This window comes from Pseudomonas sp. TE3911 (assembly GCF_054062775.1).
Genome location: NZ_JBSSFP010000001.1, coordinates 5,352,600 through 5,377,709 on the forward strand (window position 1 = coordinate 5,352,600; position 25,110 = coordinate 5,377,709).

23 protein-coding genes are annotated in these 25,110 nt (G+C 59.0%); 9 read left to right on the top strand and 14 right to left on the bottom strand.

Annotation, left to right across the window (positions count from 1 at the left end; genetic code table 11):
• Window positions 1-71: 71 nt before the first annotated feature.
• From ACVWXD_RS24215 to ACVWXD_RS24235, 5 genes are all read right to left on the bottom strand, one after another.
• Window positions 72-1,301, bottom strand: coding sequence for a nucleoside recognition domain-containing protein (locus ACVWXD_RS24215; protein ID WP_048721443.1), 1,230 nt, complete (start codon window positions 1,299-1,301; stop codon window positions 72-74).
• 97 nt (window positions 1,302-1,398) lie between these two features.
• Complete coding sequence (gene gltP, locus ACVWXD_RS24220) at window positions 1,399-2,730, bottom strand: glutamate/aspartate:proton symporter GltP (protein WP_032885038.1); 1,332 nt, start codon at window positions 2,728-2,730, stop codon at window positions 1,399-1,401.
• 712 nt (window positions 2,731-3,442) lie between these two features.
• Window positions 3,443-3,910, bottom strand: coding sequence for an inhibitor of vertebrate lysozyme family protein (locus ACVWXD_RS24225; protein WP_032885040.1), 468 nt, complete (start codon window positions 3,908-3,910; stop codon window positions 3,443-3,445).
• Window positions 3,911-3,912: 2 nt separating this feature from the next.
• Window positions 3,913-4,077 (bottom strand): DUF1328 domain-containing protein, encoded by a 165-nt coding sequence (locus tag ACVWXD_RS24230; protein WP_003170804.1) that lies wholly within the window; start codon window positions 4,075-4,077, stop codon window positions 3,913-3,915.
• Between the two features lie 85 nt (window positions 4,078-4,162).
• On the bottom strand, window positions 4,163-4,462 hold the full coding sequence (locus ACVWXD_RS24235) for a hypothetical protein (RefSeq protein WP_032885189.1): 300 nt from the start codon (window positions 4,460-4,462) through the stop codon (window positions 4,163-4,165).
• Window positions 4,463-4,839: 377 nt separating this feature from the next.
• On the opposite strand from ACVWXD_RS24235, the gene algB reads away from it, so the two are divergent.
• Together algB and ACVWXD_RS24245 are read left to right on the top strand one after the other, a co-directional pair.
• Complete coding sequence (gene algB, locus ACVWXD_RS24240) at window positions 4,840-6,186, top strand: sigma-54-dependent response regulator transcription factor AlgB (protein ID WP_032885041.1); 1,347 nt, start codon at window positions 4,840-4,842, stop codon at window positions 6,184-6,186.
• 10 nt (window positions 6,187-6,196) lie between these two features.
• On the top strand, window positions 6,197-7,984 hold the full coding sequence (locus tag ACVWXD_RS24245; protein WP_032885043.1) for an ATP-binding protein: 1,788 nt from the start codon (window positions 6,197-6,199) through the stop codon (window positions 7,982-7,984).
• Window positions 7,985-7,987: 3 nt separating this feature from the next.
• Here the strand turns inward: ACVWXD_RS24245 and ACVWXD_RS24250 are convergent, their stop codons facing one another.
• The 6 genes from ACVWXD_RS24250 to ACVWXD_RS24275 form a co-directional block, all read right to left on the bottom strand.
• Complete coding sequence (locus ACVWXD_RS24250) at window positions 7,988-8,764, bottom strand: N-acetylmuramoyl-L-alanine amidase (protein ID WP_181644027.1); 777 nt, start codon at window positions 8,762-8,764, stop codon at window positions 7,988-7,990.
• Between the two features lie 88 nt (window positions 8,765-8,852).
• Window positions 8,853-10,892, bottom strand: coding sequence for a diguanylate cyclase (locus tag ACVWXD_RS24255; RefSeq protein WP_181644028.1), 2,040 nt, complete (start codon window positions 10,890-10,892; stop codon window positions 8,853-8,855).
• On the bottom strand, window positions 10,889-11,770 hold the full coding sequence (locus tag ACVWXD_RS24260; protein ID WP_032885046.1) for an endonuclease/exonuclease/phosphatase family protein: 882 nt from the start codon (window positions 11,768-11,770) through the stop codon (window positions 10,889-10,891). The genes ACVWXD_RS24255 and ACVWXD_RS24260 overlap by 4 nt, the downstream gene beginning before the upstream one ends.
• 10 nt (window positions 11,771-11,780) lie before the next feature.
• Entirely contained in the window at window positions 11,781-12,416 is a 636-nt protein-coding gene (gene dsbA, locus ACVWXD_RS24265) for a thiol:disulfide interchange protein DsbA (RefSeq protein WP_032885047.1), read from the bottom strand.
• Window positions 12,417-12,584: 168 nt separating this feature from the next.
• Window positions 12,585-13,211, bottom strand: a complete 627-nt coding sequence (locus ACVWXD_RS24270; RefSeq protein WP_095185302.1) for a c-type cytochrome — start codon at window positions 13,209-13,211, stop codon at window positions 12,585-12,587.
• 33 nt (window positions 13,212-13,244) lie between these two features.
• A complete protein-coding gene (locus ACVWXD_RS24275) occupies window positions 13,245-13,454 on the bottom strand; it encodes a cytochrome (protein WP_242460938.1) in 210 nt (69 codons plus the stop codon).
• Window positions 13,455-13,658: 204 nt separating this feature from the next.
• On the opposite strand from ACVWXD_RS24275, the gene yihA reads away from it, so the two are divergent.
• Window positions 13,659-14,300 (top strand): ribosome biogenesis GTP-binding protein YihA/YsxC, encoded by a 642-nt coding sequence (gene yihA / locus ACVWXD_RS24280; RefSeq protein ID WP_032885049.1) that lies wholly within the window; start codon window positions 13,659-13,661, stop codon window positions 14,298-14,300.
• A gap of 269 nt (window positions 14,301-14,569) precedes the next feature.
• On the opposite strand, the gene polA is transcribed toward yihA, so the two are convergent.
• A complete protein-coding gene (gene polA, locus ACVWXD_RS24285) occupies window positions 14,570-17,347 on the bottom strand; it encodes a DNA polymerase I (protein ID WP_260366935.1) in 2,778 nt (925 codons plus the stop codon).
• Between the two features lie 74 nt (window positions 17,348-17,421).
• On the opposite strand from polA, the gene ACVWXD_RS24290 reads away from it, so the two are divergent.
• Both ACVWXD_RS24290 and ACVWXD_RS24295 read left to right on the top strand, forming a co-directional pair.
• The gene (locus tag ACVWXD_RS24290; RefSeq protein WP_032885051.1) at window positions 17,422-17,712 is read left to right on the top strand and encodes a DUF2782 domain-containing protein; all 291 of its coding nucleotides are present in this window, start codon (window positions 17,422-17,424) and stop codon (window positions 17,710-17,712) included.
• 56 nt (window positions 17,713-17,768) lie between these two features.
• Window positions 17,769-18,722 carry a homoserine kinase gene (locus tag ACVWXD_RS24295; RefSeq protein WP_122754125.1) on the top strand — a complete coding sequence of 318 codons (954 nt, stop codon included), beginning with the start codon at window positions 17,769-17,771 and terminating at the stop codon, window positions 18,720-18,722.
• A 128-nt stretch (window positions 18,723-18,850) separates the two neighbouring features.
• On the opposite strand, the gene ACVWXD_RS24300 is transcribed toward ACVWXD_RS24295, so the two are convergent.
• On the bottom strand, window positions 18,851-19,780 hold the full coding sequence (locus ACVWXD_RS24300; RefSeq protein ID WP_260366936.1) for a zinc ABC transporter substrate-binding protein: 930 nt from the start codon (window positions 19,778-19,780) through the stop codon (window positions 18,851-18,853).
• 58 nt (window positions 19,781-19,838) lie between these two features.
• Here ACVWXD_RS24300 and zur point away from each other — a divergent pair, with 58 nt between their 5' ends.
• The 4 genes from zur to ACVWXD_RS24320 are packed head-to-tail and all read left to right on the top strand — an operon-like array spanning window position 19,839 to window position 22,644.
• On the top strand, window positions 19,839-20,321 hold the full coding sequence (zur, locus tag ACVWXD_RS24305; protein ID WP_032885055.1) for a zinc uptake transcriptional repressor Zur: 483 nt from the start codon (window positions 19,839-19,841) through the stop codon (window positions 20,319-20,321).
• Window positions 20,321-21,106 carry a zinc ABC transporter ATP-binding protein ZnuC gene (gene znuC / locus ACVWXD_RS24310; protein ID WP_032885056.1) on the top strand — a complete coding sequence of 262 codons (786 nt, stop codon included), beginning with the start codon at window positions 20,321-20,323 and terminating at the stop codon, window positions 21,104-21,106. The genes zur and znuC overlap by 1 nt, the downstream gene beginning before the upstream one ends.
• On the top strand, window positions 21,099-21,887 hold the full coding sequence (znuB, locus tag ACVWXD_RS24315) for a zinc ABC transporter permease subunit ZnuB (protein ID WP_032885058.1): 789 nt from the start codon (window positions 21,099-21,101) through the stop codon (window positions 21,885-21,887). Before znuC ends, znuB begins: the two co-directional genes overlap by 8 nt.
• A gap of 37 nt (window positions 21,888-21,924) precedes the next feature.
• Complete coding sequence (locus tag ACVWXD_RS24320) at window positions 21,925-22,644, top strand: PA5502 family lipoprotein (protein ID WP_032885060.1); 720 nt, start codon at window positions 21,925-21,927, stop codon at window positions 22,642-22,644.
• Window positions 22,645-22,746: 102 nt separating this feature from the next.
• Here ACVWXD_RS24320 and katE read toward each other — a convergent pair whose 3' ends face one another.
• Window positions 22,747-24,888 carry a catalase HPII gene (katE, locus tag ACVWXD_RS24325; protein ID WP_099601834.1) on the bottom strand — a complete coding sequence of 714 codons (2,142 nt, stop codon included), beginning with the start codon at window positions 24,886-24,888 and terminating at the stop codon, window positions 22,747-22,749.
• Between the last annotated feature and the right edge of the window lie 222 nt (window positions 24,889-25,110).

Consider the following 25,110-nt stretch of genomic DNA (forward strand, 5'->3'; position numbering starts at 1 on the left):
CCTCCCACATTTTGAATGTGTTCACAGATCAACATGTAGGAGGGGGCTTGCTCCCGATAGCGATCCGAGCCTCAGCCAAAGAACCAGTAGCACACCGCAATCGCCGCCACGACACCCGCAAACTCAGCCAGCAACGCACAGCCCACGGCATGCCGCGCACGCTGAATGCCCACCGAGCCGAAGTACACCGCCAACACATAAAAGGTGGTTTCCGTACTGCCCTGGATCGTCGCCGCCACCAGGGCCGGGAAGCTATCCACACCTTGAGTCTGCATGGTCTCGATCAACATCGCCCGCGCAGCGCTGCCGGAGAATGGCTTGACCATCGCCGTGGGCAATGCATCGACAAAGCGCGTGTCCATGCCGGTCCAAGCGACCAGATGGCGAATCCCCTCAAGGCCAAAGTCCAAGGCCCCGGAGGCGCGTAAAACACCTACGGCACAGAGCATCGCAACCAAGTAAGGCAACAGGTTCTTGGCCACGTCGAAGCCTTCTTTGGCCCCTTCGACAAACGCCTCGTACACCTTCACCTTGCGCAACGCGCCGATCACCAGGAACAGCATGATCAATCCAAATAACGTGAGGTTGCCGAGGATCGACGACAAACCGGCCAGCGCCGTGGCAGATAGCGTGGCCAATAACGCCATAAAGCCGCCCAGCACCAACGCACCCGGAATCAGGTAAGCCAGCACCACCGGATCCCACAGCCGCAGACGCTGCATCACCGCCACCGACAGCAGGCCCACCAGAGTAGAAGCACTGGTGGCCAACAGGATCGGCAGGAACACCAACGTCGGGTCGGCGGCGCCTTGCTGGGCGCGGTACATGAAGATGGTCACTGGCAGCAGTGTCAGAGACGAGGCGTTGAGCACCAGGAACAGAATCTGCGCGTTACTCGCCGTGTTGGGGATGGGGTTAAGTTCCTGCAACGCCTTCATGGCCTTTAGGCCGATTGGAGTGGCCGCGTTATCCAGGCCCAGGCCGTTAGCGGCGAAGTTGAGGGTGATCAGACCGATGGCAGGGTGGCCGGCCGGCACTTCCGGCATCAGGCGGCGAAACAGCGGGCCAAGGGCCTTGGCCAGCCAATCGACGATCCCGGCTTTCTCGGCGATACGCAGAAAGCCCAGCCACAGGGTCAGGGTGCCGAACAGCAGCACCATCACTTCCACCGACAATTTGGCCATGGCGAAAATGCTTTCCACCATCGCCGCAAAAATCCCGGCGTTACCCCCCACCAGCCATTGCGCCAGTGCTGACACCATCGCCACGACAAAGAAGCCAAGCCACAGGCCATTGAGCATCAGTTAAATCCCCCGAAAGATGGGGCGAATGATAGCGGGGCTGGCAGAAACGACAAACCCCGGATTTACCGGGGTTTGTCTTAGAGCCGTCGGACTATCAGCCGCGAGTGGCTTGGGCAGTCGGCAGGGCTTGCTTGGTGCGCCAGTGCGGCAGCGAATTCCAGTAGCGCTCGCCTTTGGCGTCGTCGTACATGCCTTCCCAACGGGAGATGACCAATACCGCCAGGGCATTACCGATCACGTTGAGGGCGGTACGCGCCATGTCCATGATGCGGTCCACACCGGCGATGAACGCCAGGCCTTCCAGCGGGATCCCGACGCTGCCCAAGGTGGCCAGCAGCACCACGAAGGACACGCCCGGCACGCCGGCGATGCCTTTGGAGGTGACCATCAGAGTCAGCACCAGCATCAGTTGCTGACCGATCGACAGGTCAATGCCATACAGCTGGGCGATAAAGATTGCCGCGATGCTCTGGTACAAGGTCGAACCGTCGAGGTTGAACGAGTAACCGGTCGGCACCACGAAGCTGCAGATAGCCTTTGGCGCGCCATAAGCTTCCATCTTCTCGATCACGCGCGGCAGCACGGTTTCGGAACTGGCGGTGGAGTAAGCCAGTACCAGCTCATCTTTGAAGATGCGGATCAGCTTGAGGATCGAGAAGCCGAACAGGCGGGCGATCAGGCCCAATACTGCAAAAGCGAAGAACAGGATGGCGACGTAAACCAGGATCACCAGCTTGGCCAGCGGCAGCAAGGAGGCAAAGCCAAAGTTAGCGACAGTCACTGCGATCAGTGCGAATACGCCGATCGGGGCGTACTTCATGATCATGTGGGTGACTTTGAACATGCTCTCGGACACGCCTTGGAACATGGTCACAAGCGGCTCACGCAGCTCAGGCTTGAGGCTCGACAGACCCAGGCCGAATAGCACTGAGAAGAAAATGATCGGCAGCATCTCGCCACGGGCAACAGCGGCGAAGATGTTCGACGGGATCAGGTTGAGGATGGTCTCGATAAACGCATGCTCATGCTGCACCTCGGCGGCGGTCGCCTGGTACTTGGAGATATCCACCGTACCGAGGGTACTCATGTCGATGCCCGCGCCCGGATGGAACAGGTTGGCCAGCAACAGGCCGACCACAATGGCGATGGTGGTGACGACTTCGAAGTAAAGGATGGTTTTGACGCCGATACGACCGAGCTTTTTCGCGTCACCGACACCGGCAATGCCGACTATCAACGAGGAAATCACAATCGGGATCACGATCATCTTGATCAGGCGGATAAAGATATCGCCCGCTGGCTGCAGCACGTTGCTGATCCACCAGGCCTTTTCAGCACTGAAATGGTTGAGCACTGCGCCGATTGCGATCCCCAGCACCAAACCGATGAGGATCTGCCAGGCGAGGCTTAGCTTTGCCTTCTTCATGTCATTACCCTTACTTCAAGTGAACTTAAGGCAAATGCGCCAGCTGGACCGCTCGAAAGCGAAAAAGTGTGTGCATCTGCCCCCATGAAAGGTCACCGCAGCGTGGCCGAAATGGCTTACTGGCAGGCGAAAAAAGGCGCAACTATTCCGATGCAAGGGAGCGACGTCTAATGCCGTAAACGCCTACCCTATGCCGAATCGGCATGACTTTTTTTCATAATAACTGTCCGAACGGTCAGTTCATATGCGACATATTGTCAGGTGAATATGCCGTGAACCGGCCAATTCAGGCTCGCGCAGAGATTCTGCACGTGTTTGGTGCGTTGGCAGAAATGCCTGGGAATCACGCGGCATTGCGTCAGAAATGTCCTATAGCGTCGACAAAACTTTCTCGATAGATGGTCGTCCCGACACACCAAGTAATGGTTGGGAACAAGCAAAAAGAAAATTCGCAGCTATGGACGGCATAAAAGGCAGGGATGAAAGTCATAAGCCCGCCGCAAGTTCAGCAAGCAGGGGGCTTGTGAACTTGCGTCGCAGCTTTTCGCCTGACCCGGCCCTTGCGCAGGCACTCCCTGTACCCGTAGGTCACGCCGATCCCATTTGATCAGAGCAACCCAGCCCCTTGGTCATGCACCGCTCTTGGCGAGCGGTGCAAACAGAAAGAAGCAAAGGTGCTTCTTTCTATGGACGCTGGCCCCGTAGCCGGGACCTAGTACCAATTCGGATCTTTCTTCAGCTGCTCCATCAGCAGCTTCTGCATGCCTTCATCCGGCTTACCGATAAAACGGTAATCGGCATGGCGTGTTGGGGATTTATCTGCCGGCAAACCGGCGGGCACTTCCACCAACATGGCGTAGGCATCTTCCTTGTCGAAGCTGAAGGCGACGATCAGGCGCTTGTTCTTGCACGTGTCTGCAGTTTCGCAAAGCGGCCCGACCAAGTACTTGTCACCATCTTCTTCAACGGCGTTCATCTGCTCGGCTGTGCCTGACAGGTTCATCACCCACTCCGGCAAGCGCTCTTCTTTTTTCACCACGTCTTGCCAAGTCTCGCGGTACTGCGGGTCCGCGGTCAGCAATTGGTTGGCCCGGGATTGGCCGTCATTGGCGGCCATCGCCAGGCCGCTGCCGCCCAAGAGCAGGGCGACAGCCATGGTTTTAAAGCACAGAGTGGTCATATTCAGCCTCGGCCGCGACGACCAAAGAAGAACGAAGCAATGAACATCACCAGGAAGACTACGAACAGGATCTTAGCGATCCCAGTGGCGGTGCCCGCGATACCACCAAAGCCCAGAACTGCAGCCACAATGGCGATGATCAGAAATGTGATTGCCCAACTCAACATGGTGATTCTCCTTACGCTTCGATAGAGGTAACAGCGGTAGTGCCGTGCCGTACGGCCGCCTTACACAAGCGGCCGCTTTTATTGCCTAAAACACCCAACGTTCTTGGGTTGGCAGCTCGCCCAGGGTGGAATCCTGCTCGGCCACTCTCAATTGCGGTGCGGTTACATCAGCAGAAGCAGCACCGACGGTACGGCTGCCAATGGAACTGAAATGTGTCTGCGTCATCGCCGGACGTTCGAAATGCGGGGTTTGCTGCTGACTCTGCTGCCAATGTTGCATCTGCTGGCCTGCTATCAGCGTGACCATTACGGCCAAGCTGGCAAACATGCCTTGCTGTAAGCGCAGTGGCGATACACACAATTGGCTGAGGATTTGGCGAGTCATGCTGATGTTCTCCCGCATTTTGATTATTCGTTGAGAGAGGTATTGCAGCGTGCATGCCAGCTTTTTTACAAAATAAAACCCAATAAAATCAGTAGCTTATGCATTAAAGACACAATGGCAGTGCAGCATCCTGCACGATCGCCCTTTATAGGCCGTGCGAAATGCACGACGGTCAGTGGTCGGATCAAAGGATCGAAAGCAACGGAGTAGTTGCCGAAGTGGCAAGAAGGCATGAAAACGCCATCAGGCGGGGCTCTGTAGGAAAAGATGCAGATACCTGCACGGCAATGCCTTTTATCAATCAGAATAAACCATGCAACTTGCCCGATTATTCCGGGACTAAACACCATCATTTATAGTTAAGGAGCGCGGGACAGATGGAATCAGCCAAGGAACTTCAAGGCCGCATTCTTTTAGTGGATGACGAGTCCGCGATCCTCCGCACCTTCCGTTATTGCCTGGAAGATGAAGGCTACACCGTCGCCACCGCCAATAGCGCCGCCCAGGCCGATGCCCTGATGCAACGCCAGGTGTTCGACCTGTGCTTCCTGGACCTGCGCCTGGGCGAAGACAACGGTCTGGATGTGCTGGCACACATGCGTATCCAGGCACCGTGGATGCGCGTGGTGATTGTCACCGCTCACTCCGCCGTCGATACCGCCGTGGACGCGATCCAGGCCGGTGCCGCCGATTACTTGGTCAAGCCTTGCAGCCCCGATCAACTTCGCCTCGCTACGGCCAAGCAATTGGAGGTGCGCCAACTGTCCGCGCGCTTGGAGGCTTTAGAAGGTGCAGTGCGCCAGCCCAAAGACGGCCTCGACTCTCATAGCCCGTCAATGATGGTGGTGCTGGAAACCGCGCGCCAGGTGGCGGGGACCGACGCCAACATCTTGATCCTTGGCGAGTCAGGCACCGGTAAAGGCGAACTGGCCCGCGCTATTCACGGCTGGAGCAAGCGCGCGAAGAAATCCTGCGTGACCATCAATTGCCCGTCGCTGACCGCTGAGCTGATGGAAAGCGAGCTATTCGGTCATAGCCGTGGCGCCTTCACCGGCGCCAGTGAGAGCACGCTGGGCCGCGTCAATCAGGCAGACGGTGGCACGCTGTTTCTTGATGAGATCGGCGATTTTCCCCTCACGTTGCAGCCCAAGTTACTGCGCTTTATCCAGGACAAGGAATACGAGCGCGTGGGCGACCCGGTCACCCGCCGGGCCGACGTGCGTATCCTCGCCGCCACCAACTTGAACCTGGAAGACATGGTGCGCGACGGACGTTTCCGTGAAGACTTGCTGTACCGCCTCAACGTCATCACCCTGCACTTGCCGCCGCTGCGCGAGCGCAGTGAAGACATCCTGACGCTGGCAGACCGTTTCCTGGCGCGCTTCGTCAAGGAATACGCCCGGCCGGCGCGGGGTTTCAGTGATCAAGCACGTGAAGCGCTGCTCAACTATCGCTGGCCCGGCAACATCCGTGAGCTGCGTAACGTGGTGGAGCGGGCGAGCATCATCTGCCCGCAGGAAAAGGTAGAAATCGTCCACCTAGGCATGGCCGAACAACCGACCAACAATGCACCGCGTATCGGGGCGGCGTTGAGTCTGGACGAGCTGGAGAAAGCCCATATCGGTGCTGTTCTGGCCACCAGCGACACCTTGGACCAGGCGGCACGCACCCTCGGCATCGACGCGTCGACCCTGTATCGCAAACGCAAACAGTACAACCTGTGAGCTGCACCCTATGAAGTTAGCGATGAAACTGCGCACTCGTTTATTCCTGAGCATTTCAGCGCTGATAACCGTCGCTCTGCTGGGGTTGATCCTGGGCTTAGTCAGCGTGATGCAGATGGCTAAGACCCAGGAATCGCTGATCCGCAGCAACTTTGTCACCCTGGACCTGGGCCTCAAACTGCGCCAGATCCTTGGCGACCAGTTGATCATGATGCTGGAGCAGCGCCCTGACCCCGAGGCGCTGCAAGCCTCCAAAAAACGTTACTTCGACTTGCTGGAACAGGGTATCGCCCACGAACAGCGCGACGGCCATGGCAACGGTTTCAGCCAGGCACGCCTCCAATACCAAGACTTGCTTGAAGCCTTCGACCAATCCCAGCAAGCGTCGCCGCCGCCGGGCAGCAAGGAAAAACTCACCGAAACCTTCAATGTGCTGCGCAACGGGCTGATTACCGAACATAAGCAGGCCCTGGATAACATCAGCGCCAGCGAGCATAAATCCCGTGAGCGGGCGTTGCTGATCGCTGGTTTGCTGGGGTTGGTGGGGCTCGCCGTGCTGATCATCGGATTTGTCACCGCCCATGGCATCGCCCGGCGATTCGGCGGGCCAATTGAGGCGCTGGCCAAAGCGGCGGACAAGATCGGCCAAGGTGATTTCGAGGTGACGCTGCCGATTTCTTCAGCGGCGGAAATGAACCTGTTAACCCGCCGTTTTGGCCTGATGGCCGAGGCGGTTCGCCAGCATCAAGCGACCAACGTTGACGAATTGCTGGCCGGCCAGCAGCGCCTGCAAGCTGTGTTAGACAGCATCGACGATGGCTTGCTGATGATTGACCGCCAAGGCCGCCTGGAACATCTCAACCCCGTCGCGCAGCGCCAGTTGGGCTGGGACGAGGAACGCCTCGGCCAAGGCCTGGGCGAAGCCCTGATGCGTCCCGAACTGGATGAACAGCTGCAAATGGTGCTGCGCGGCGGCAACCTGGAACGGGCGCCGGATGATCTGGAAGTGGAAGTCGAGGGCGAACTGCGCCTGCTGACCTACAGCCTCACACCTGTCAGCCATACCGAGGGGCATATTCTCGGGGCGGTCATGGTGCTGCACGACGTGACCGAACAGCGCGCCTTTGAACGGGTACGCAGCGAGTTCGTCCTGCGGGCATCCCACGAATTGCGCACGCCGGTGACTGGCATGCACATGGCGTTCGGCCTGTTCCGCGAACGTGCGAAATTCCCGGCGGACTCCCGCGAAGCGGACCTGCTGGATACGGTCAATGAAGAGATGCAGCGCCTGATGCAGTTGATCAACGACTTGCTCAATTTTTCGCGCTACCAGAACGGCCTGCAGAAACTCACCCTGGGCCCGTGCGACGTGACCGACCTGCTTGAAAACGCTCGTGCGCGCTTTGTGGAGCCCGCCAATGCGCAGAACATAGAGTTGCTGGTAGAGGTTCAATCCGACCTGCCACGCCTGTATGCCGACCAGGCGCAATTGGAGCGTGTGCTCGACAACCTTTTGGGCAACGCCCTGCGTCACACCGCCGACGGCGGGCAGATTCACCTGCAGGCTCGACGCCATGGCGAGCGGGTAATCATCAGTGTCGAGGACAATGGCGAAGGTATCGCCTATGGCCAACAAGGGCGCATCTTCGAACCCTTCGTCCAGGTGGGCCGCAAGAAAGGCGGCGCCGGCCTTGGGCTGGCGCTGTGCAAAGAGATTGTGCAACTGCACGGCGGTCGCATGGGGGTGTATTCGCGGCCGGGGCAGGGCACTCAGTTCTACATGGCGTTACCGCTTTAACCTTTAGCGCCGGTTGAGGGCACGCAAAATAGCGGCACTTTCGGCGTCCGGCTCCCCAGCAAACAGGGAAGGCCGGAAACGCATCTGGAACGCCGCGATCACATGACGCGTTGCGACATCCAACACACCGGTCTGGGGTGTCGGGTAACCAAGAAGCGCCAATTCTTCCTGGAACCAGGTGATGCTCGGCAGTTCAGCAGCATATTGCACCTGAAAGCGCGAGACCGCCTGAGCATCCGGCCATACACCCAGACCTTCATCGGCCAGGCGCTTCCAAGGAAACAACGGCCCAGGGTCCAGCTTGCGCAGCGGCGCTATATCGCTGTGACCAATGATGTTCTTGGGGTCGATGCCATTGCGCTTGCTGATGTCCTTGAGCAGCACTACCAGCGATTTTACCTGGGCCTCGGAATACGGGTACCACAGGCGACCTGTGGGCGTGTCCTTATAGCCGGGGTTCACAATTTCGATCCCGATGGAGCTGGAGTTGAGCCAGGTACGCCCCATCCACTCGCTTTCGCCCGCGTGCCAGGCGCGTTGGCTTTCATCCACCAACTTGTAGATGGTGGCAGAGGCGTCGTCGCCGATCAGGTAATGCGCACTGACCTCGCCGTGGGTCAGCAGGGCCAGTGATTGTTCAAGATTGGTGGAGGTGTAGTGGACAACCACGAACTGCACGCGATTGTCGTGGTTCGCCGAGGGGTGGCTGGTGTTCAGGCGGGGACCGCTGGCGCAGCCGGCGAGCAGAAGAAGCACAAAGGTGAAGTACAAGAATTTCATGGCGGAAGACAGCACGCTGAAGACGATAATGCAACAGTGTAACGTACGGTCCGTGGCCAAGCGGTCAAGTTACAAAATAGAACAACTTTTATGCCGCTTGCACTTGGTTACGACCTGCCGCTTTAGCCCGGTACAGCGCCTCATCCGCTCGTTTGAGCGCCAGGTCACTGCGTTCTCCCGGTTGGAATTGCGCCACCCCCATGGATACCGTAATCGTCACCGGCTCGCCCTTGAAGTGGAACGGGCAGGCCTCGATCGCCGCACGCAGCACTTCACCCACGCCCAAGGCATCCGACAGGGATGAATCAGGCATCAGCAGCACAAACTCTTCACCGCCAAACCGCGCGATGAAATCGTTGGAGCGCAGGCGCTTGCGCAGCACGTTGGCGATAATCTTCAGCACCTTGTCACCGGCCAGGTGGCCGTAGCCATCGTTGATGCGCTTGAAGTGGTCCAGGTCCAGCATCGCCAGCGACAAATTATTGCCGTGCTGGTGCCAAGCATTGACCTCATGGTCGAGGCGCTCGCTCCAGGCGGCGCGGTTGGGCAAGTCGGTGAGCGGATCGATCAGCGCCTTCTGGCGCTGCACCTCGAGGTGCTCGCGATAGCCCTGGGCCTCCTGCTCCATATTGGCAACCCGCTCGGCCAGCCCTTTCAAGCGCGCCGCCACTTCCTGCTCGCGTTGGTCACGCTGCTGCTGGTGCTCGTCCATGGTGCCCAGCAAGCCCTCAAGATGGCTTTCCAGCACCTGCTTGAGGCTGTCCAAGTCCGCGGCGTCCTGCACACTGCTTTGCAGGCCGTCGACCTGCTCGCGAATCTGCGTGTCCAGCTCCCGGGCTGCGGAGCGGCTGTCGGCATGGCCGTCGCTGGCCACTTGCAGGTGGCCCTGGAAGGCCTCAAGACGCTCGTTAAGCTGTTTCAGGTAGGCCTCGAACTCATGCTGGCCGCTGTCGGTGATCGCCAGCATCAGCACCGCCAAGTCATCAAGGATCGGCAGCAGTTCGTACCAGTTCAGACCGTGGGCCAGGCGCTCGCGCATGGCTTCGGCCTGTGGCCGATGGCGCTCGGGCAGTGACAGCTCTTCCAGCAGGCCGAGCAGGGTGTCTTCAATATGCTTGGCCACGGAGCTGTAGGACGGCTCGGGTGAGTCAGGCAGGGAATAGGGGCCGTCCGATTGCAGCTCGTTGGGGTCAGGCTCATCGACCTCCAACACAGGCGGGAGCGAGAGACTACCAATCACCGTCTCATCCGGCGTCTCGACCGCTACCGGCGGGGTCTCGATTAAGGCCGCGAGGGCGCTTTCGGCCGCTGGCTCTTCCTCCTGAGGCTGTGGCGCCTTAGGCGCTGGAGCTTCGGCGACAGGCGCAACCTCTGCCACCCTCTGCGCAGGCGCCTCGTACACAAACGCTTCGCTGACGGCCTTGGCGGGTTCAGGTTGTGCAGCAACCGGCTCCTGAGTCTGCGGCGCAAAGGCCCGCAGGGCTTGCGTCAGTTCATCGTTTTGCTCAGGTTCCTGAGGCTCGGCGGCGGCGTGGGTCACAACGGGGGACGGCGCTGGGCTGGCAACGGGCTCAGTGGCTACCGTTTCGCTCGCGGCGTCCTTGGCACCAAACAGACGCTGCAACAAACCTGGCCCAGGACGCGGAGTTTCACCCTCCGGCTCCAGGTTATTCAGCGCCTGCCCTTGCAGGCTGCTCAGCTCGCTGAGCAACAAAGGAATCTCTCGAGCCTGGCTGACGCGGCCATCCAACTGCTTGGCAAAGGTTTTCAGCGGACGGGCTACCTCACGGGGCAGCGGCAACTTTTGCAACTGCGTGACCAGAGACGTCAATGCGGTGCTCATCTGGTCAATGCGGGTTTCGCGGCGCTGCTCAGAATCGAGCACGGCTTTTTCCAGGCGCGGCAGCAAGGCCGCGAGGGCGGCGTCCATGTCGTCGGTGCGCACAACGTCGCGCATTTCCTTCATGCATTGATCAACGGCACGGTCGGTACCTTCCGCCGCCAGCGTGCTACGCACCAGCCCGCGGCGCAGCAGATCAAGGCGTGCAGCCCAACGGCGTTCGAGCTTTTCTTGTTGCTCGATACTTAGCAGGTATTTTTCTTTCCAGCGCTGGGCGTCGTCGCTCATGCAAGGGGTCCGCGAGGGCCAGGGCTCAACGCGGGTAATGCATCTGCCGTGAGCGAGCCCGGCAGACGAATCTCTACCGCGACCGGCAGGTGATCGGAAATGGGCTGTGCCAGCACCTGCACACTTTCCAGTGTGAGGCTCGGGCTGAGCAGGATATGGTCAAGACAGCGTTGCGGTCGCCAGCTCGGAAACGTGGCTTCGACTTGCGGCGCCAATAGCCCTAGGTCGCGCAACGGGGAATTCTGCAGCAGGTCGTTGGCATGGGTGTTCATATCCCCCATCAGCACCTGATGCTTGTATTTGCCAATCAAATCGCGCACGTAAGCCAACTGAAGGTTGCGCGTACGCCCCCCGAGCGCCAAGTGCATCATTACCACCACCAAGGCTTCAGGCCCTTCGCCAAAACGCACGAGGATCGCCCCACGCCCCTTTGGACCCGGCAATGGATGGTCTTCGATGGCGGTCGGCTTCAAGCGGCTGAGCACACCATTGCTGTGCTGCGCCAGGCGCCCGAGGTTGCGATTGAGTTGCTGATACCAGTAGGGGAAAGCCCCAAGATGGGCTAGATGCTCGACCTGATTGATGTAGCCCGAGCGAATGCTGCCACCATCGGCTTCCTGCAAGGCGACCAGGTCGAAGTCACTCAACAGGTCGCCGATCTTCTGCAGGTTACCGGCCCGCCCGTTGTGGGGCAGCAAATGCTGCCAACCACGGGTGATGTAGTGACGGTACTTCTCGGTGCTGTTACCCACCTGGATATTGAAACTGAGCAGACGCAGACGATTGTCCGCCGGCAAGCCTGTCGATTCCAGGTGATGCTCATTGACCTGCGGGTCATGCAGGCCAACGACACGTTCGGTGGTGCCCCAGCGGCGCATGGGAAGCCCCTTACTTGGCTGCGCGCTCTTTGGCGATCAGCTGGTCTGCAACGTTGAGGGTATTTTCAGGACCACCAGTAGTGCCCAGGTCGAAACGGTATTTGCCGTTGACGATCATGGTCGGTACGCCTTGTACGCCGTACTTCTGTGCCAGTTCCTTGGCCTGCTTGATCTGGCCTTGGATGGCGAACGAGTTGAAGGTGGCCAGGAACTTGTCTTTGTCGACACCTTGGGTCGCGACGAAGTCAGCCATTTCTTCTGGCTTGGTCAGGCGCTTGCCTTCTTTCTGGATCGCGTTGAATACCGCGTTGTGGACCTTGTGCTCCACGCCCATGGCTTCCAGGGTCAGGAACAGCTGGCCGTGGGCATCCCATGGACCGCCGAACATGGCCGGGATGCGCTTGAAGTTCACGTCTTTAGGCAGCTTCTCGACCCAAGGGTTGATGACTGGCTCAAACGCGTAGCAATGCGGGCAGCCGTACCAGAACAGCTCCACCACTTCGACCTTTCCCGGCACAGAAACAGGCACTGGGTTGGCCAATTCCACATAGGTTTTACCGGCTTCAAGCGGCACGTCGGCAGCCTGTGCGGTCATGCCGAAAAGGCTGACAGTGACGAGAGCGGCGCTGAGGATCAGATTACGCATGCTTTACTCCTGGACAAATAAAGTCGCCTTACGCGACCTTTAGGTGTGACAGGTCTACGCGGGCATGAGTTCGTTAGTGTAACGGCACCGGCCACAAAAAAGGGCGGCCTGGGCCACCCTTTTTATGCTTGCATCGCGGGATTAATCGAGCGTTAACGTTGCAGGCGCTTAGTGCAGGCCCTGGATGTAACTGGAGAGGGCTGCGATGTCTTCATCGCTCAGCTTGCGGGCGATGGTACGCATGATCGCCGCATCGCCATCGTTAGCTCGACCACCTTCTTCCTTGCGGAAATCCGTCAGCTGCTTGGCGATGTATTGAGCGTGCTGACCACTCAAGTGAGGAAAGGCCGCTGCCGCAATACCTGCGCCGTTCGGTGAATGGCAGCCGGTGCAGGCCGGCAGGCCTTTATCCAGATTGCCACCGCGAAATAGCTTCTTGCCGCGTGCCACCAATTTAGGATCAGCAGCTCCCACGCTGCCCTTCTGGCTGGCAAAATACGCCGCGATGTCTGCCAGGTCCTGATCGCTGGAGTTAGCCAGTAGGCCGGTCATTTCCAGCACAGTGCGCTTGCCGCTCTTGATATCCTGCATCTGCTTGGTCAGGTAACGCTCACCCTGGCCAGCGAGTTTGGGGAAGTTCGGCGCCGGGCTGTTGCCATCCGGTCCGTGGCAGGCACCACACACAGCGGCTTTCGCTTGACCGGCAGTGGCATCACCTTTAATGGGGCCCTCTGCAGCGACGGCAGCGCCAGTGATGCCCAAGGTCAACAGCAGACTCACGATCAATTTGTTCATCAGCTAATCCAACTACGGCTAAGGGTTTAAGAGTTATCTACCGGGTTTACTCACCATCAACTCAATGACGGCATGGTAATCCTCAGTACTGCAGTCCATGCACAAACCACGCGGCGGCATTGCCTTGAAACCCTCGCTCACGTGTCGCACTGTCGTGGCCACGCAAACTCGGTTGTACAGCGCTTCCGGTTCCTGTGTAGCCTGAGCGCCGTAAAGCGGGATCAGGGCACCAAAAGCGAGCAACCATCAGGTCATACATCGACCTTTTCAGGGTTTGAGAGCGTTTTGCGTTCTAATGCGCAATAAAGGTCTTTCGCTCCCGTGTACCTCATCCTTCGCTGGGACAAAGCACACACAAAATCTGCGGCATTATATACTGGCGCTACTGAAACGGAAACGACACCGCTTGCCGCACCCTTTCTCGGCACCGCCCACATCGGAAATCTCATGCAACTCAAGAATCCCATCCTAGGCCTGTGCCAACAGTCCACCTTTATGCTCAGCGCCGCCAAAGTAGACCAATGCCCTGATGACGAGGGCTTTGAAGTCGCCTTTGCCGGCCGTTCCAACGCCGGTAAGTCCAGCGCGCTGAACACCCTGACCCACGCCAGCCTCGCGCGCACCTCGAAAACACCGGGCCGCACGCAACTGCTCAATTTCTTCAAGCTAGACGATGATCGGCGTCTGGTCGACCTTCCGGGCTATGGTTATGCAAAAGTACCTATCCCGCTGAAGCTGCACTGGCAGCGTCACCTGGAGGCTTACCTGGGTGGCCGGGAGAGTTTGAAGGGTTTGATTCTGATGATGGACATCCGTCATCCAATGACTGACTTCGACCTGCTGATGCTCGACTGGGCCGTCGCCAGCGGCATGCCCATGCATATCCTACTGACCAAAGCCGACAAGCTGACCTACGGCGCCGCCAAGAACACTCTGCTCAAAGTGCAGGCCGAAATCCGCAAAGGTTGGGGTGACACAATCACCATCCAGCTGTTCTCGGCGCCTAAGCGCATGGGCCTGGAAGAGGCCTACACCGTACTGGCCGGCTGGATGGAATTAGCAGACAAGGGCGCGGAAATCGCCGAGTAACTTTTCTGCGGGCAAAAAAAACCCCGGACTTCGTATGGGGAGGGGAAGTTCGGGGTTCAAGTTCTGGACCGCTAGGGCGGGGCCCAGATATCTGCCAACACTTAACACAACATAGGAGCATTGAAGGGCTTCACCACCCATTCAGTAACTCTGAGTAGCAGTTCACGGGTTAAGTTCCGGCGGTATCAGAAAACTATTGGAAATAACCAACGTCGACTTTTGAACTAAAGCACTCTGCCACCACGCCCGGTGGTGGCAAACGCCCGATATCAGTGTGCTTCGTCCCAGTTATCGCCAACGCCCACGTCGACCACCAACGGCACATCCAACTGTGCCGCCGCGCTCATGTGTTCGCGAATCTTCTCACTGACCTGCTCGACCAGGTCCTCACGCACCTCAAGCACCAATTCGTCGTGTACCTGCAGGATCACCTTGGCATCGAGGCCCGAGTCGGTCAGCCAGTTATCCACCAGCACCATGGCTTTCTTGATGATGTCCGCCGCCGTGCCCTGCATAGGCGCGTTGATCGCGGTGCGTTCTGCAGCCGCGCGCTCCTGAGGCTTATTGGAATTAATATCCGGCAAATACAGCCGGCGACCGAAGAAGGTTTCCACGTACCCCTGATCGGCAGCCTGGGCGCGGGTGCGCTCCATGTAGTCGCGAACCCCTGGGTAGCGAGCGAAGTACACGTCGATGTAAGCCTTTGCAGTCTTGGTATCGACGCCGATGTCCTTGCCGAGCTTCTGTGCCCCCATGCCGTAGATCAGACCAAAGTTGATTGCCTTGGCACTGCGACGCTGATTGGACGTGACCTCAGCCAATTCGACCTTGAATACCTCAGCCGCCGTCGCGGTATGCACATCCAGGTCGTTGCGGAACGCGTTCATAAGCCCCTCATCCTTGGACAAGTGCGCCATGATCCGCAGTTCGATCTGCGAATAGTCCGCCGCCAGCAGTTTGTAGCCCTTGGGCGCCACGAATGCCTGACGAATCCGCCGCCCTTCGGCGGTACGCACGGGGATGTTCTGCAGGTTCGGGTCACTGGAAGACAAGCGCCCGGTTGCCGCCACGGCCTGATGATATGACGTGTGAACACGCCCGGTGCGCGGGTTAATCTGCTCCGGCAGGCGATCGGTGTAAGTGCTTTTGAGCTTGCTCATGCTGCGGTACTGCATGAGTACCTTAGGCAGCGGATAGTCATCTTCGGCCAGCTTGGCGAGCACTTCTTCGGCGGTAGACGCCTGTCCTTTGCCTGTCTTCTTCAGCACCGGCAGACCCAGCTTTTCGTAGAGAATCGCCCCGAGTTGCTTAGGTGAACCCAGGTTGAATTCCTCACCAGCGATCTCGAAGGCCTGGCGTTCCAGCTCAACCATCTTGTTGCCCAACTCAATACTCTGAACGCCGAGCAACTTCGCATCGACCAAAGCGCCCTGGCGTTCGATGCGGGCCAGCACGGGTACCAAAGGTATTTCGATGTCCGTCAGCACACTGGCCAGGCTCGGGATAGCAGCGAGTTGCGCATGCAGTTCCTGATGCAACCGCAAGGTTACATCTGCGTCTTCGGCCGCATAGGGACCCGCTTGTTCAAGCGCAATCTGGTCAAACGTCAACTGCTTGGCGCCTTTGCCAGCGATGTCCTGGAAGCTGACAGTGTCGTAGTCCAGGTACTTCTTGGCCAGGCTGTCCATATCATGGCGCGTCGCGGTGGAGTTCAGCACGTAGGACTCAAGCATTGTGTCGAACGCGATGCCACGCACGGTGATGCCGTTTGCCGGGTCGCCGCCAATGGCGCAGTTGGCCAAGATATTCATGTCGAATTTGGCGTGTTGGCCTACCTTGAGCTTGGACGGATCTTCCAGCAACGGCTTCAAGGCCAGCAGTACGGTGTCACGATCCAGCTGTTCCGGCGCGCCAATGTAGGAGTGGGTCAGCGGGATGTACGCAGCTTCATGGGGCTGCACAGCGAAGGAAACCCCGACCAGTTGCGCCTGTTGGGCGTCGATCCCGGTAGTTTCAGTGTCGAAAGCGAACAACTTCGCGTCGTTTAGCTTCTTCAGCCAAAGATCGAACGTGGCCTGGTCGAGGATTGTGGTGTACGAGGCTTCTACGGGCGCTTGGAGTTCAACAGCTTTCTCAGCCACCGGCACCGCCTTCAGTTCAACACGCTTGGCATCGCGCTGAATCTCATCAATCCAGCTCTTGAACTCCAACAGCGTGTAAAGCTCCAGCAGCTTCTCGCGGTCTGGTTCAATCAGGTGCAGATCGTCCAATCCCACGTCCAGCGGCACATCAATCTTGATCGTCGCCAGTTGGTAGGAAAGAAACGCCATCTCCCGGTGCTCTTCAAGCTTGGCCGGCAGCGTCTTGGCACCACGGATCGGCAGAGTCGGCACAATATCCAACTGTTCATAAAGCTCTTTGAGGCCGCCATTCACACCCACCAGCAAGCCGGAAGCGGTCTTAGGACCAATCCCCGGAACGCCCGGGATGTTGTCGGACGAATCACCCATCAACGCCAGATAGTCGATGATCTGCTCCGGAGCGACGCCAAATTTCTCCTTTACGCCGTCCACGTCCATGGCGCTACCGGTCATGGTATTGACCAAGGTAATGTGCCCGTCGACCAACTGCGCCATGTCCTTATCGCCGGTGGAGATCACCACCGGACGGTCAGCCGCCGCACTGCTGCGGGCCAGGGTGCCGATCACATCATCGGCCTCAACGCCTTCAACGCACAGCAGCGGGAAGCCCAAGGCGATCACACTCTGATGCAGCGGCTCAATCTGCACGCGCATGTCATCGGGCATGCTCGGACGGTTAGCCTTGTATTCGGCGTACATGTCATCACGAAAAGTCCCACCCTTGGCGTCGAACACCACCGCAAAGGGGCTGTCCGGGTACTGCTTGCGCAGGCTTTTGAGCATGTTCAACACGCCCTTGACCGCACCGGTCGGCAGGCCTTTGGAGGTGGTCAGCGGTGGCAGCGCGTGGAAGGCGCGGTACAGGTAAGAAGAACCGTCCACCAGGACGAGGGGCGCTTGGCTCATGAGCAGGATCAACCTTTTCGGCGGGTCTGGCGCTAGAATAGCCGGACCAATGAAAACAAAGGGACAAGGTTATCATGCGTACATTCAATCGCCTGCTGTTGACTGGCTTGATTGCACTCGCTCCGATGGCTGCCATGGCGGCAGACGATGCGCCTTCGGGCGACCCGGAAGTGACCATTCGCACGGAAGGCAACAGGACTATTCAGGAGTACCGTCAAAACGGCTTCCTGTATGCAATCAAGGTGACCGTTAAAGGTGCTCCTCCCTATTTCCTGGTGCGCGCGGACGGAACCGACGCAAACTTCATCCGCTCTGACCAGCCGGATATGCTGATCCCGTCATGGAAGATCTTCGAATGGAAATGATTTCTTAACTTCAATTGGCGCCGCCCACAGCGGCGCCCGTAATGGCAGTTTTAACCATGTCTGTGTTCACCCCCCTGGCTCGGCCCGAGCTGGAAACCTTTCTCGCCCCTTACGGGCTCGGCCGCCTGCTTGATTTCCAGGGGATTGCTGCCGGCAGCGAAAACACCAATTTCTTTATCAGCCTGGAGCAGGGCGAATTCGTCCTGACCCTCGTTGAGCGCGGCCCTGTCGCGGAGATGCCGTTCTTCATCGAACTGCTCGACGTGCTCCACGACGCCGATCTGCCTGTGCCATACGCCCTGCGGACCACCGATGGCATGGCTTTGCGCGAATTGAAGGGTAAACCGGCACTGCTGCAACCACGCCTGGCCGGCAAGCACATCAAAGACGCCAACGCACAGCATTGCGCCCAAGTAGGTGAGTTGCTTGGTCACCTGCACTTGGCGACGCAAGGCGAGAAGGTGCTGGAACGCAAAACTGATCGCGGCCTGGACTGGATGCTCAGCGAAGGTGCGCAGCTAATTTCGCATTTGAACGATGCACAGCAAAGCCTGCTGAACGCTGCATTGACTGAAATCGAAGCCCATAAGGCCGAGATTCTCGCCCTGCCGCGCGCCAACGTGCACGCTGACCTGTTCCGCGACAATGCAATGTTCGAAGGTACACACCTGACGGGCTTGATCGACTTCTACAATGCCTGCTCGGGCCCGATGCTCTACGACGTGGCAATCGCGCTGAATGACTGGTGTTCGGATGACGATGGTGTGATCGACGGACAACGCGCTCGTGCGTTGTTGGGCGCTTATGCTGGACTGCGACCGTTTACAGCGAAGGAAGCGGAGCTCTGGCCGACCATGTTGCGAGTGGCATGCGTGCGGTTCTGGCTGTCACGGCTGATTGCCGCTGAGTCATTTGCCGGCCAGGACGTGTTGATTCACGATCCCGCCGAGTTCGAACATCGATTGGCGCAGCGCCAGCAGGTCAACGTCCACCTGCCATTCGCGCTCTAAGGACCAACCCGGTCAAAAATGTGGGAGGGGGCTTGCCCCCGATGGCGATGCATCAGTCAAATTATCATCGACTGAAGCGCCTTCATCGGGGGCAAGCCCCCTCCCACATTTGATCTTCGTTGTGAGGCTTACAACGACTCCAGGCAACCGGCCAAGTCATTTCCCAGCTTCTCCAGCACCTGCTCATAACCCTGAGCCGTCGCCGGTGTATACCCGCCCAACGCATCCAATTCAGCCAGTTTCACCGGCAGCCCGGCCACCAGCGTCTCTGCCAAGCGCGGGCGCAACGGCGGTTCACTGAACACGCAGGTCTTGCCCACTTCCTGCAAGCGAGTACGCATTGCCGCTACATGCTGGGCGCCTGGCTGTACTTCGGAGGCGACGCTGAACACGCCGGTGTGCTTAAGCCCGTAAGCATCTTCGAAGTAATCAAAGGCTTCGTGGAACACGAAGTAAGGCTTGTCGCCGATGCTCGCCATGCGTTTTTTCAGGCGTTCATCCAGGGCGTCCAGACGGCCGGCAAACGCCTTTGCGTTGCTCTGGTAACGCTCGGCATTCACTGGGTCAGCGGCGCTCAGGTCGGCTGCCATACGTGCAGCAATCACCCGGGCGTTTACCGTGGACAACCACAGATGCGCATCCAGGCTGCCCGGGCGGTGATCGTGGTCATGTTCGTCGGCATCGTCAGCGTGAGAATGGCTATCTTCACCGAAACGACGCAGTTTCATTCCCGGCAAGTCTTGCACCGCTACCGTCGTCGCTGTACGACCTTTCAACACGCGAGGCAGGAAACTCTCCATATCCGGCCCAATCCAGTACAGCAGATCCACCGACTGCACACGCCGTACGTCGGATGGGCGCAACGCGAAGTTATGCGGCGATGCGCCGGGGGGCAACAACACCTCCGGCACGGCCACGCCGTCCTGCACAGCCGCGGCTATCAACTGCAGAGGCTTGATGCTGGTGAGTACCCGTACCTCGGCCTGAACTGTGCCTGCGATGAACAAACTGGTGATGAAAACGACAAAAACGGGAAAAAGTCGGGACACGATGACCACTCAATGACGTAGGAACGGGTAACATAATAACGTCTCTATCAAATATCTGTCGCCGCTCATGCCTAAAACACCGCTTGCCAGCCGTCCCCACGACCACTCTCACTGCGTGCACACCGCGCTGTCGGAAGCCGACACCCTGTGTGCGCAGAAAGGCCTGCGCCTGACCGCCTTGCGTCGCCGGGTGCTGGAGCTCGTGTGGCAGAGCCACAAGCCGCTGGGCGCCTATGACATTCTGGGCGTGCTCAGCGAGCAGGACGGCCGCCGCGCCGCGCCTCCAACCGTGTACCGCGCGCTGGACTTCCTGTTGGAAAACGGCCTGGTACACCGCATCGCATCGCTCAACGCCTTTGTCGGCTGCAACCACCCAGAGCACGCACACCAGGGTCAGTTCCTCATCTGTCGCGAGTGCCACGCCGCCATCGAACTTGAACAAAAAAGCATCAGTGACGCCATTATCACAAGCTCCGCCGACGTTGGCTTCAGGGTCGAAGGGCAAACGGTCGAAGTGGTCGGCCTGTGCGCGGGCTGCCAGGGGGCTTGATGAGCAACGCGTTAATCCGACTGGAGCAGGTTGGGGTCACGTTCGCCGGGCAAAGCGTGCTGGATAACATCGCACTGAGCGTAGAGCCGGGGCAGATCGTTACCCTGATCGGCCCAAATGGCGCCGGCAAGACCACCCTGGTGCGTGCCGTGCTTGGCCTGCTCAAGCCCGACAGCGGCAGCGTATGGCGCAAGCCCAAGCTGCGCGTCGGTTACATGCCGCAGAAGCTGCACGTCGACCCGACCTTGCCCCTCTCTGTACTTCGCTTCCTGCGCCTGGTGCCTGGCGTAGACCGTGTCCGCGCACAGGCTGCACTTAAGGAAGTTGGCGCCGAACAAGTGATCGACAGCCCGGTGCAGAGCATCTCCGGCGGCGAAATGCAGCGCGTACTGCTGGCCCGCGCCCTGCTGCGCGAGCCCGAGTTGCTGGTGCTAGATGAGCCCGTGCAGGGCGTCGATGTCGCCGGCCAGGCCGAGTTGTACAGCCTGATCACACGCCTGCGCGACCGCCACGGCTGCGGCGTGCTGATGGTCTCTCACGACCTGCACCTGGTCATGAGCACCACTGACCAAGTGGTGTGCCTCAACCGCCACGTGTGCTGCTCCGGCCACCCGGAACAGGTCAGCGGCGACCCGGCGTTTGTCGAGTTGTTCGGCAAAAATGCCCAGAGCCTGGCGATCTACCACCACCATCACGACCACGCCCATGACCTGCATGGCGCTGTGGTTGACGATCCGGCCACACCTCATACCCACGTTCATGGAGATAGCTGCAAGCATGGCTGATTTTCTGCTTTACGCCCTGCTGGCAGGCTTGGCTTTGGCGCTAGTGGCTGGCCCGCTGGGCTCATTCGTGGTCTGGCGTCGCATGGCGTACTTTGGCGACACCTTGTCCCACGCCGCGCTGCTGGGCGTGGCGATGGGTTTCCTGCTGGATGTAAGCCCGACCATCGCCGTGACCGTGGGCTGCCTGCTGCTGGCGGTGCTGCTGGTAACCCTGCAACAGCGCCAGCCGCTGGCCTCGGACACCCTGCTGGGCATTCTGGCGCCGAGCACGTTGTCACTAGGCCTGGTCGTACTGAGCTTTATGCATGAAGTCCGCATCGACCTGATGGCCTATCTGTTCGGCGATCTGTTGGCGATCAGCCCAACGGACCTGGCCTGGATCCTCGGCGGCAGTGCTGCTGTTCTGGTGCTTCTGGTAGTCCTGTGGCGCCCACTGCTGGCAATCACGGTGCATGAAGAACTGGCCAGGGTCGAAGGCTTGCCCGTATCGGCTTTGCGCATGGCCCTAATGTTGTTGATCGCCGTGGTGATCGCTGTCGCGATGAAGATTGTCGGCGTATTGTTGATCACGTCGCTGCTGATCATCCCCGCCGCCGCCGCCCAACGCCACGCCCGCTCACCCGAGCAGATGGCCATCGGTGCAAGCCTTCTGGGGATGCTGGCAGTGTGCGGAGGCCTGGCGCTGTCCTGGTTCAAGGACACGCCAGCCGGACCATCGATTGTGGTCGCGGCCGCCGCCCTGTTTCTGCTGAGTTTTGTCCTGCCCCGTCGAGGGGTGTAGACTTGCTCGCTTTTTGCGCAAATAGAGAGTCGCAGGAATGAAGCCGTTCACCTCCCGTTATCTGCTCCTTGCCGCATTTTCCCTGCTGCTGGGCGCCTGCCAAAGCACACCGCCCGCCGCCCCCGAGGCTCCGGACCCACGTGCTGCGGCCATCGCGCAGCTGGAGCAAAACCTCGCCAGCAGCGAGCTTGCCACTGCCGAAGACCAGTTGGCAGCGTTGCAGGCCCAGTCGCCTAACGACCCGACACTAGAGCCTTATCAGCGCCAATTGGCCGAAGCCTACCTGCAGCGCAGCCAGATCGTGCTGCAAAAAGGTGACGTCAATGCCGCCGCCACCGCCCTGAGCCGCGCCCGCGCGCTGATGCCCAAGGCGCCAGCCCTGACCGGCGGCGTCAACAGCGCTATTACCCACGCCCGCAAGGTCGAACTGGATAAAGCCGAAGAGGCGCTCAAGGCCGCCGAGGCCAAGCCCGCCGCCAAGGTCATCGACCCGGCGGCGCCCAGCACCACGGTGGCCTTGAACCTCACCAATATCGAAGAATTGCGCCATCAACTGGATGCGATTGCCACCGACGTGGTGAATTACCAGTGCGACGTGAGCATTCAGGCGCCACGCACCGAGGATTACCCGTGGTTGGCTACGCTGCTGACCAAACGGGTGAAACGCATTGATTCGGCGTATGAGCTGAAGATTCACAGGCAGATTCTGAAACACATCCCGGCGCAGGTTGTGTTGATTCCGCGCAAGGCGCAATAAACGCATCGGGAGCAAGCCCCCTCCCACATTTTGAGTGTATTCACAGTTCAAAATGTGGGAGGGGGCTTGCTCCCGATAGCGGTCTAACAGACACCCAATTAGTTAAGCCGGAATCGCTTTGGCCTTAGGCTCACGATCCCATACCCGATGCTGCCCAATCGCGGCAAAGAACGCTTTGAACGCCTTCGCATCCGACCCCACGATCAGCCCCGCATCCACCTCAAGCTTCAACAGATCCAACAGCGACTTGGCATCAGTGGCGACGGTAATAGCCTTCAAGTGCTTGTAAGCCTCCAGCACGTAGTGCAACGCCACACCATCCGCGCTCAACGCCTTCACTGACTCTTTACCGCCAGGCACAAAGACCGCATCAAACGCGATGGACGGCATTCCTTCCATCGTCGCGTCCACCGGCAGGCTCTTGCCATCCGCCGTGGTGACCGGTGCCGAGGTTGGACCCAGCAATTTGGCGTGCGCACCCTCGGCTTCCAAGGCCTTCTTCAATGCCGCAATCGCCACGCCGTCCACGCCATTCGCCGCCAAGATCGCCACCTTGCGCGTCTTGATATCCGCAGGCAGCAAGTTCGCCTGGCTCAAAGCAGGCGAGCGTGCCAACGCGGTCTCGCGCTCTTCCACTGTGCCCTTTTTCGGTACCGGCAGGCCGAGGTTCTGCGCCACGCGCTTGGCCAGTTCCAGGTCAATATTGGCCAGGATCTCGTTGACCTGCCGCGCACGAATAAACTCACGCTCGACCTTGCCCAGCTCAAAGCTGTACGCCGCAATGATGTGCTCTTGCTCATGCTTGCTCATGCTGCGGAAAAACAGGCGCGCCTGAGAGAAGTGGTCGCCGAACGATTCACTGCGCTCACGCACTTTATTGGCATCAACACGCTCGTAGTACGACTCGAAACCACCGTCCTGCGCCGCAGGTGGCGTTTCTTTCGGCCAACCGCCATCGATCGAATTGGGCTCGTAGGCAGCACGCCCCTTGTCAATCACCGTGCGGTGCATAGCATCGCGCTGGCCGTTATGAAATGGCGCTACCGGCCGATTGATCGGCAACTCATGAAAGTTCGGGCCGCCCAGGCGACTGATCTGCGTGTCGGTGTAGGAAAACAGGCGCCCCTGCAGCAGTGGGTCATTGGAGAAGTCGATGCCCGGAACGATATGCCCAGGGCAGAACGCCACCTGCTCAACTTCAGCAAAGAAGTTATCCGGGTTGCGGTTCAGCACCATTTTGCCCAGCGGCGTAATCGGCACCAATTCCTCCGGAATCAGCTTCGTCGGGTCGAGAATGTCGAAGTCGAAGGCGTGTTCCTTGTCTTCAGGGATTACCTGTACGCCCAGTTCCCACTCAGGGTAATCACCGGTTTCAATGGACTCCCACAGGTCGCGACGGTGGTAGTCGGTGTCTTTACCTGCGAGTTTTTGTGCTTCGTCCCACACCAACGAACAGGTACCGGCGGTAGGGCGCCAGTGAAACTTAACGAAATTGGAGACGCCTTCGGCATTGATAAAGCGGAACGTATGTACGCCAAAACCCTGCATGCTCCGTAGGCTTTTAGGAATAGCCCGGTCGGACATGGCCCAGATCACCATGTGTGCCGACTCCGGTTGCAGAGAGACGAAATCCCAGAAGGTGTCGTGCGCCGAGCCGCCGGTAGGAATCTCGTTGTGCGGCTCAGGTTTTACCGCGTGCACAAAGTCCGGAAATTTGATCGCGTCCTGAATGAAGAACACTGGCATGTTGTTGCCCACCAGGTCGAAGTTGCCTTCATCAGTGAAGAACTTCACGGCAAAGCCACGCACGTCACGCACCGTATCGCCGGAACCACGTGGGCCTTGCACGGTGGAAAAACGCACGAACACCGGGGTTTTATGCCCAGGGTCGCGTAGGAAGCCGGCCTTGGTCAGCGCCGAATGGTTCTCATAGGATTGGAAATAACCATGGGCGCCCGTACCCCGGGCATGCACGATGCGCTCGGGGATGCGTTCATGGTCAAAATGCGTGATCTTTTCACGCATGATGAAATCTTCCAGCAGCGAAGGCCCTCGCGCGCCGACCTTCAAGCTGTTCTGGTTGTCGGAAATCTTCACACCTTGGTTGGTGCGCAAGGCTTGGCCAGTGGCGTCTGAGCGAAACTGTTCCAGGCTGTGTAATTTGGCGTTGGTGTTACCACGATCCAGGGTATCGGTGCCCGCAAGGTCACTCTTCGGCGGTGTGGCTGGCTTCTTGGTACTCATCAGTCAAAACTCCTTATTCAAAGTGGCCAGAGCGGTGCCCGGCTCGTTTGAGCAAAACCCCAGGCACGGCACCTGGGAAATCGAGTTGCTTAAGTAGTGACTGATGGGGTTTTGGGCCGTTCCTTTTTTATGACCTTTGATCGCGTTATTGCCAAATCGCAGGTTGAATGCGAAATAAATGCTAAGAAACACTAGATGGACAGGCTAAAATGCGCGCCCGGC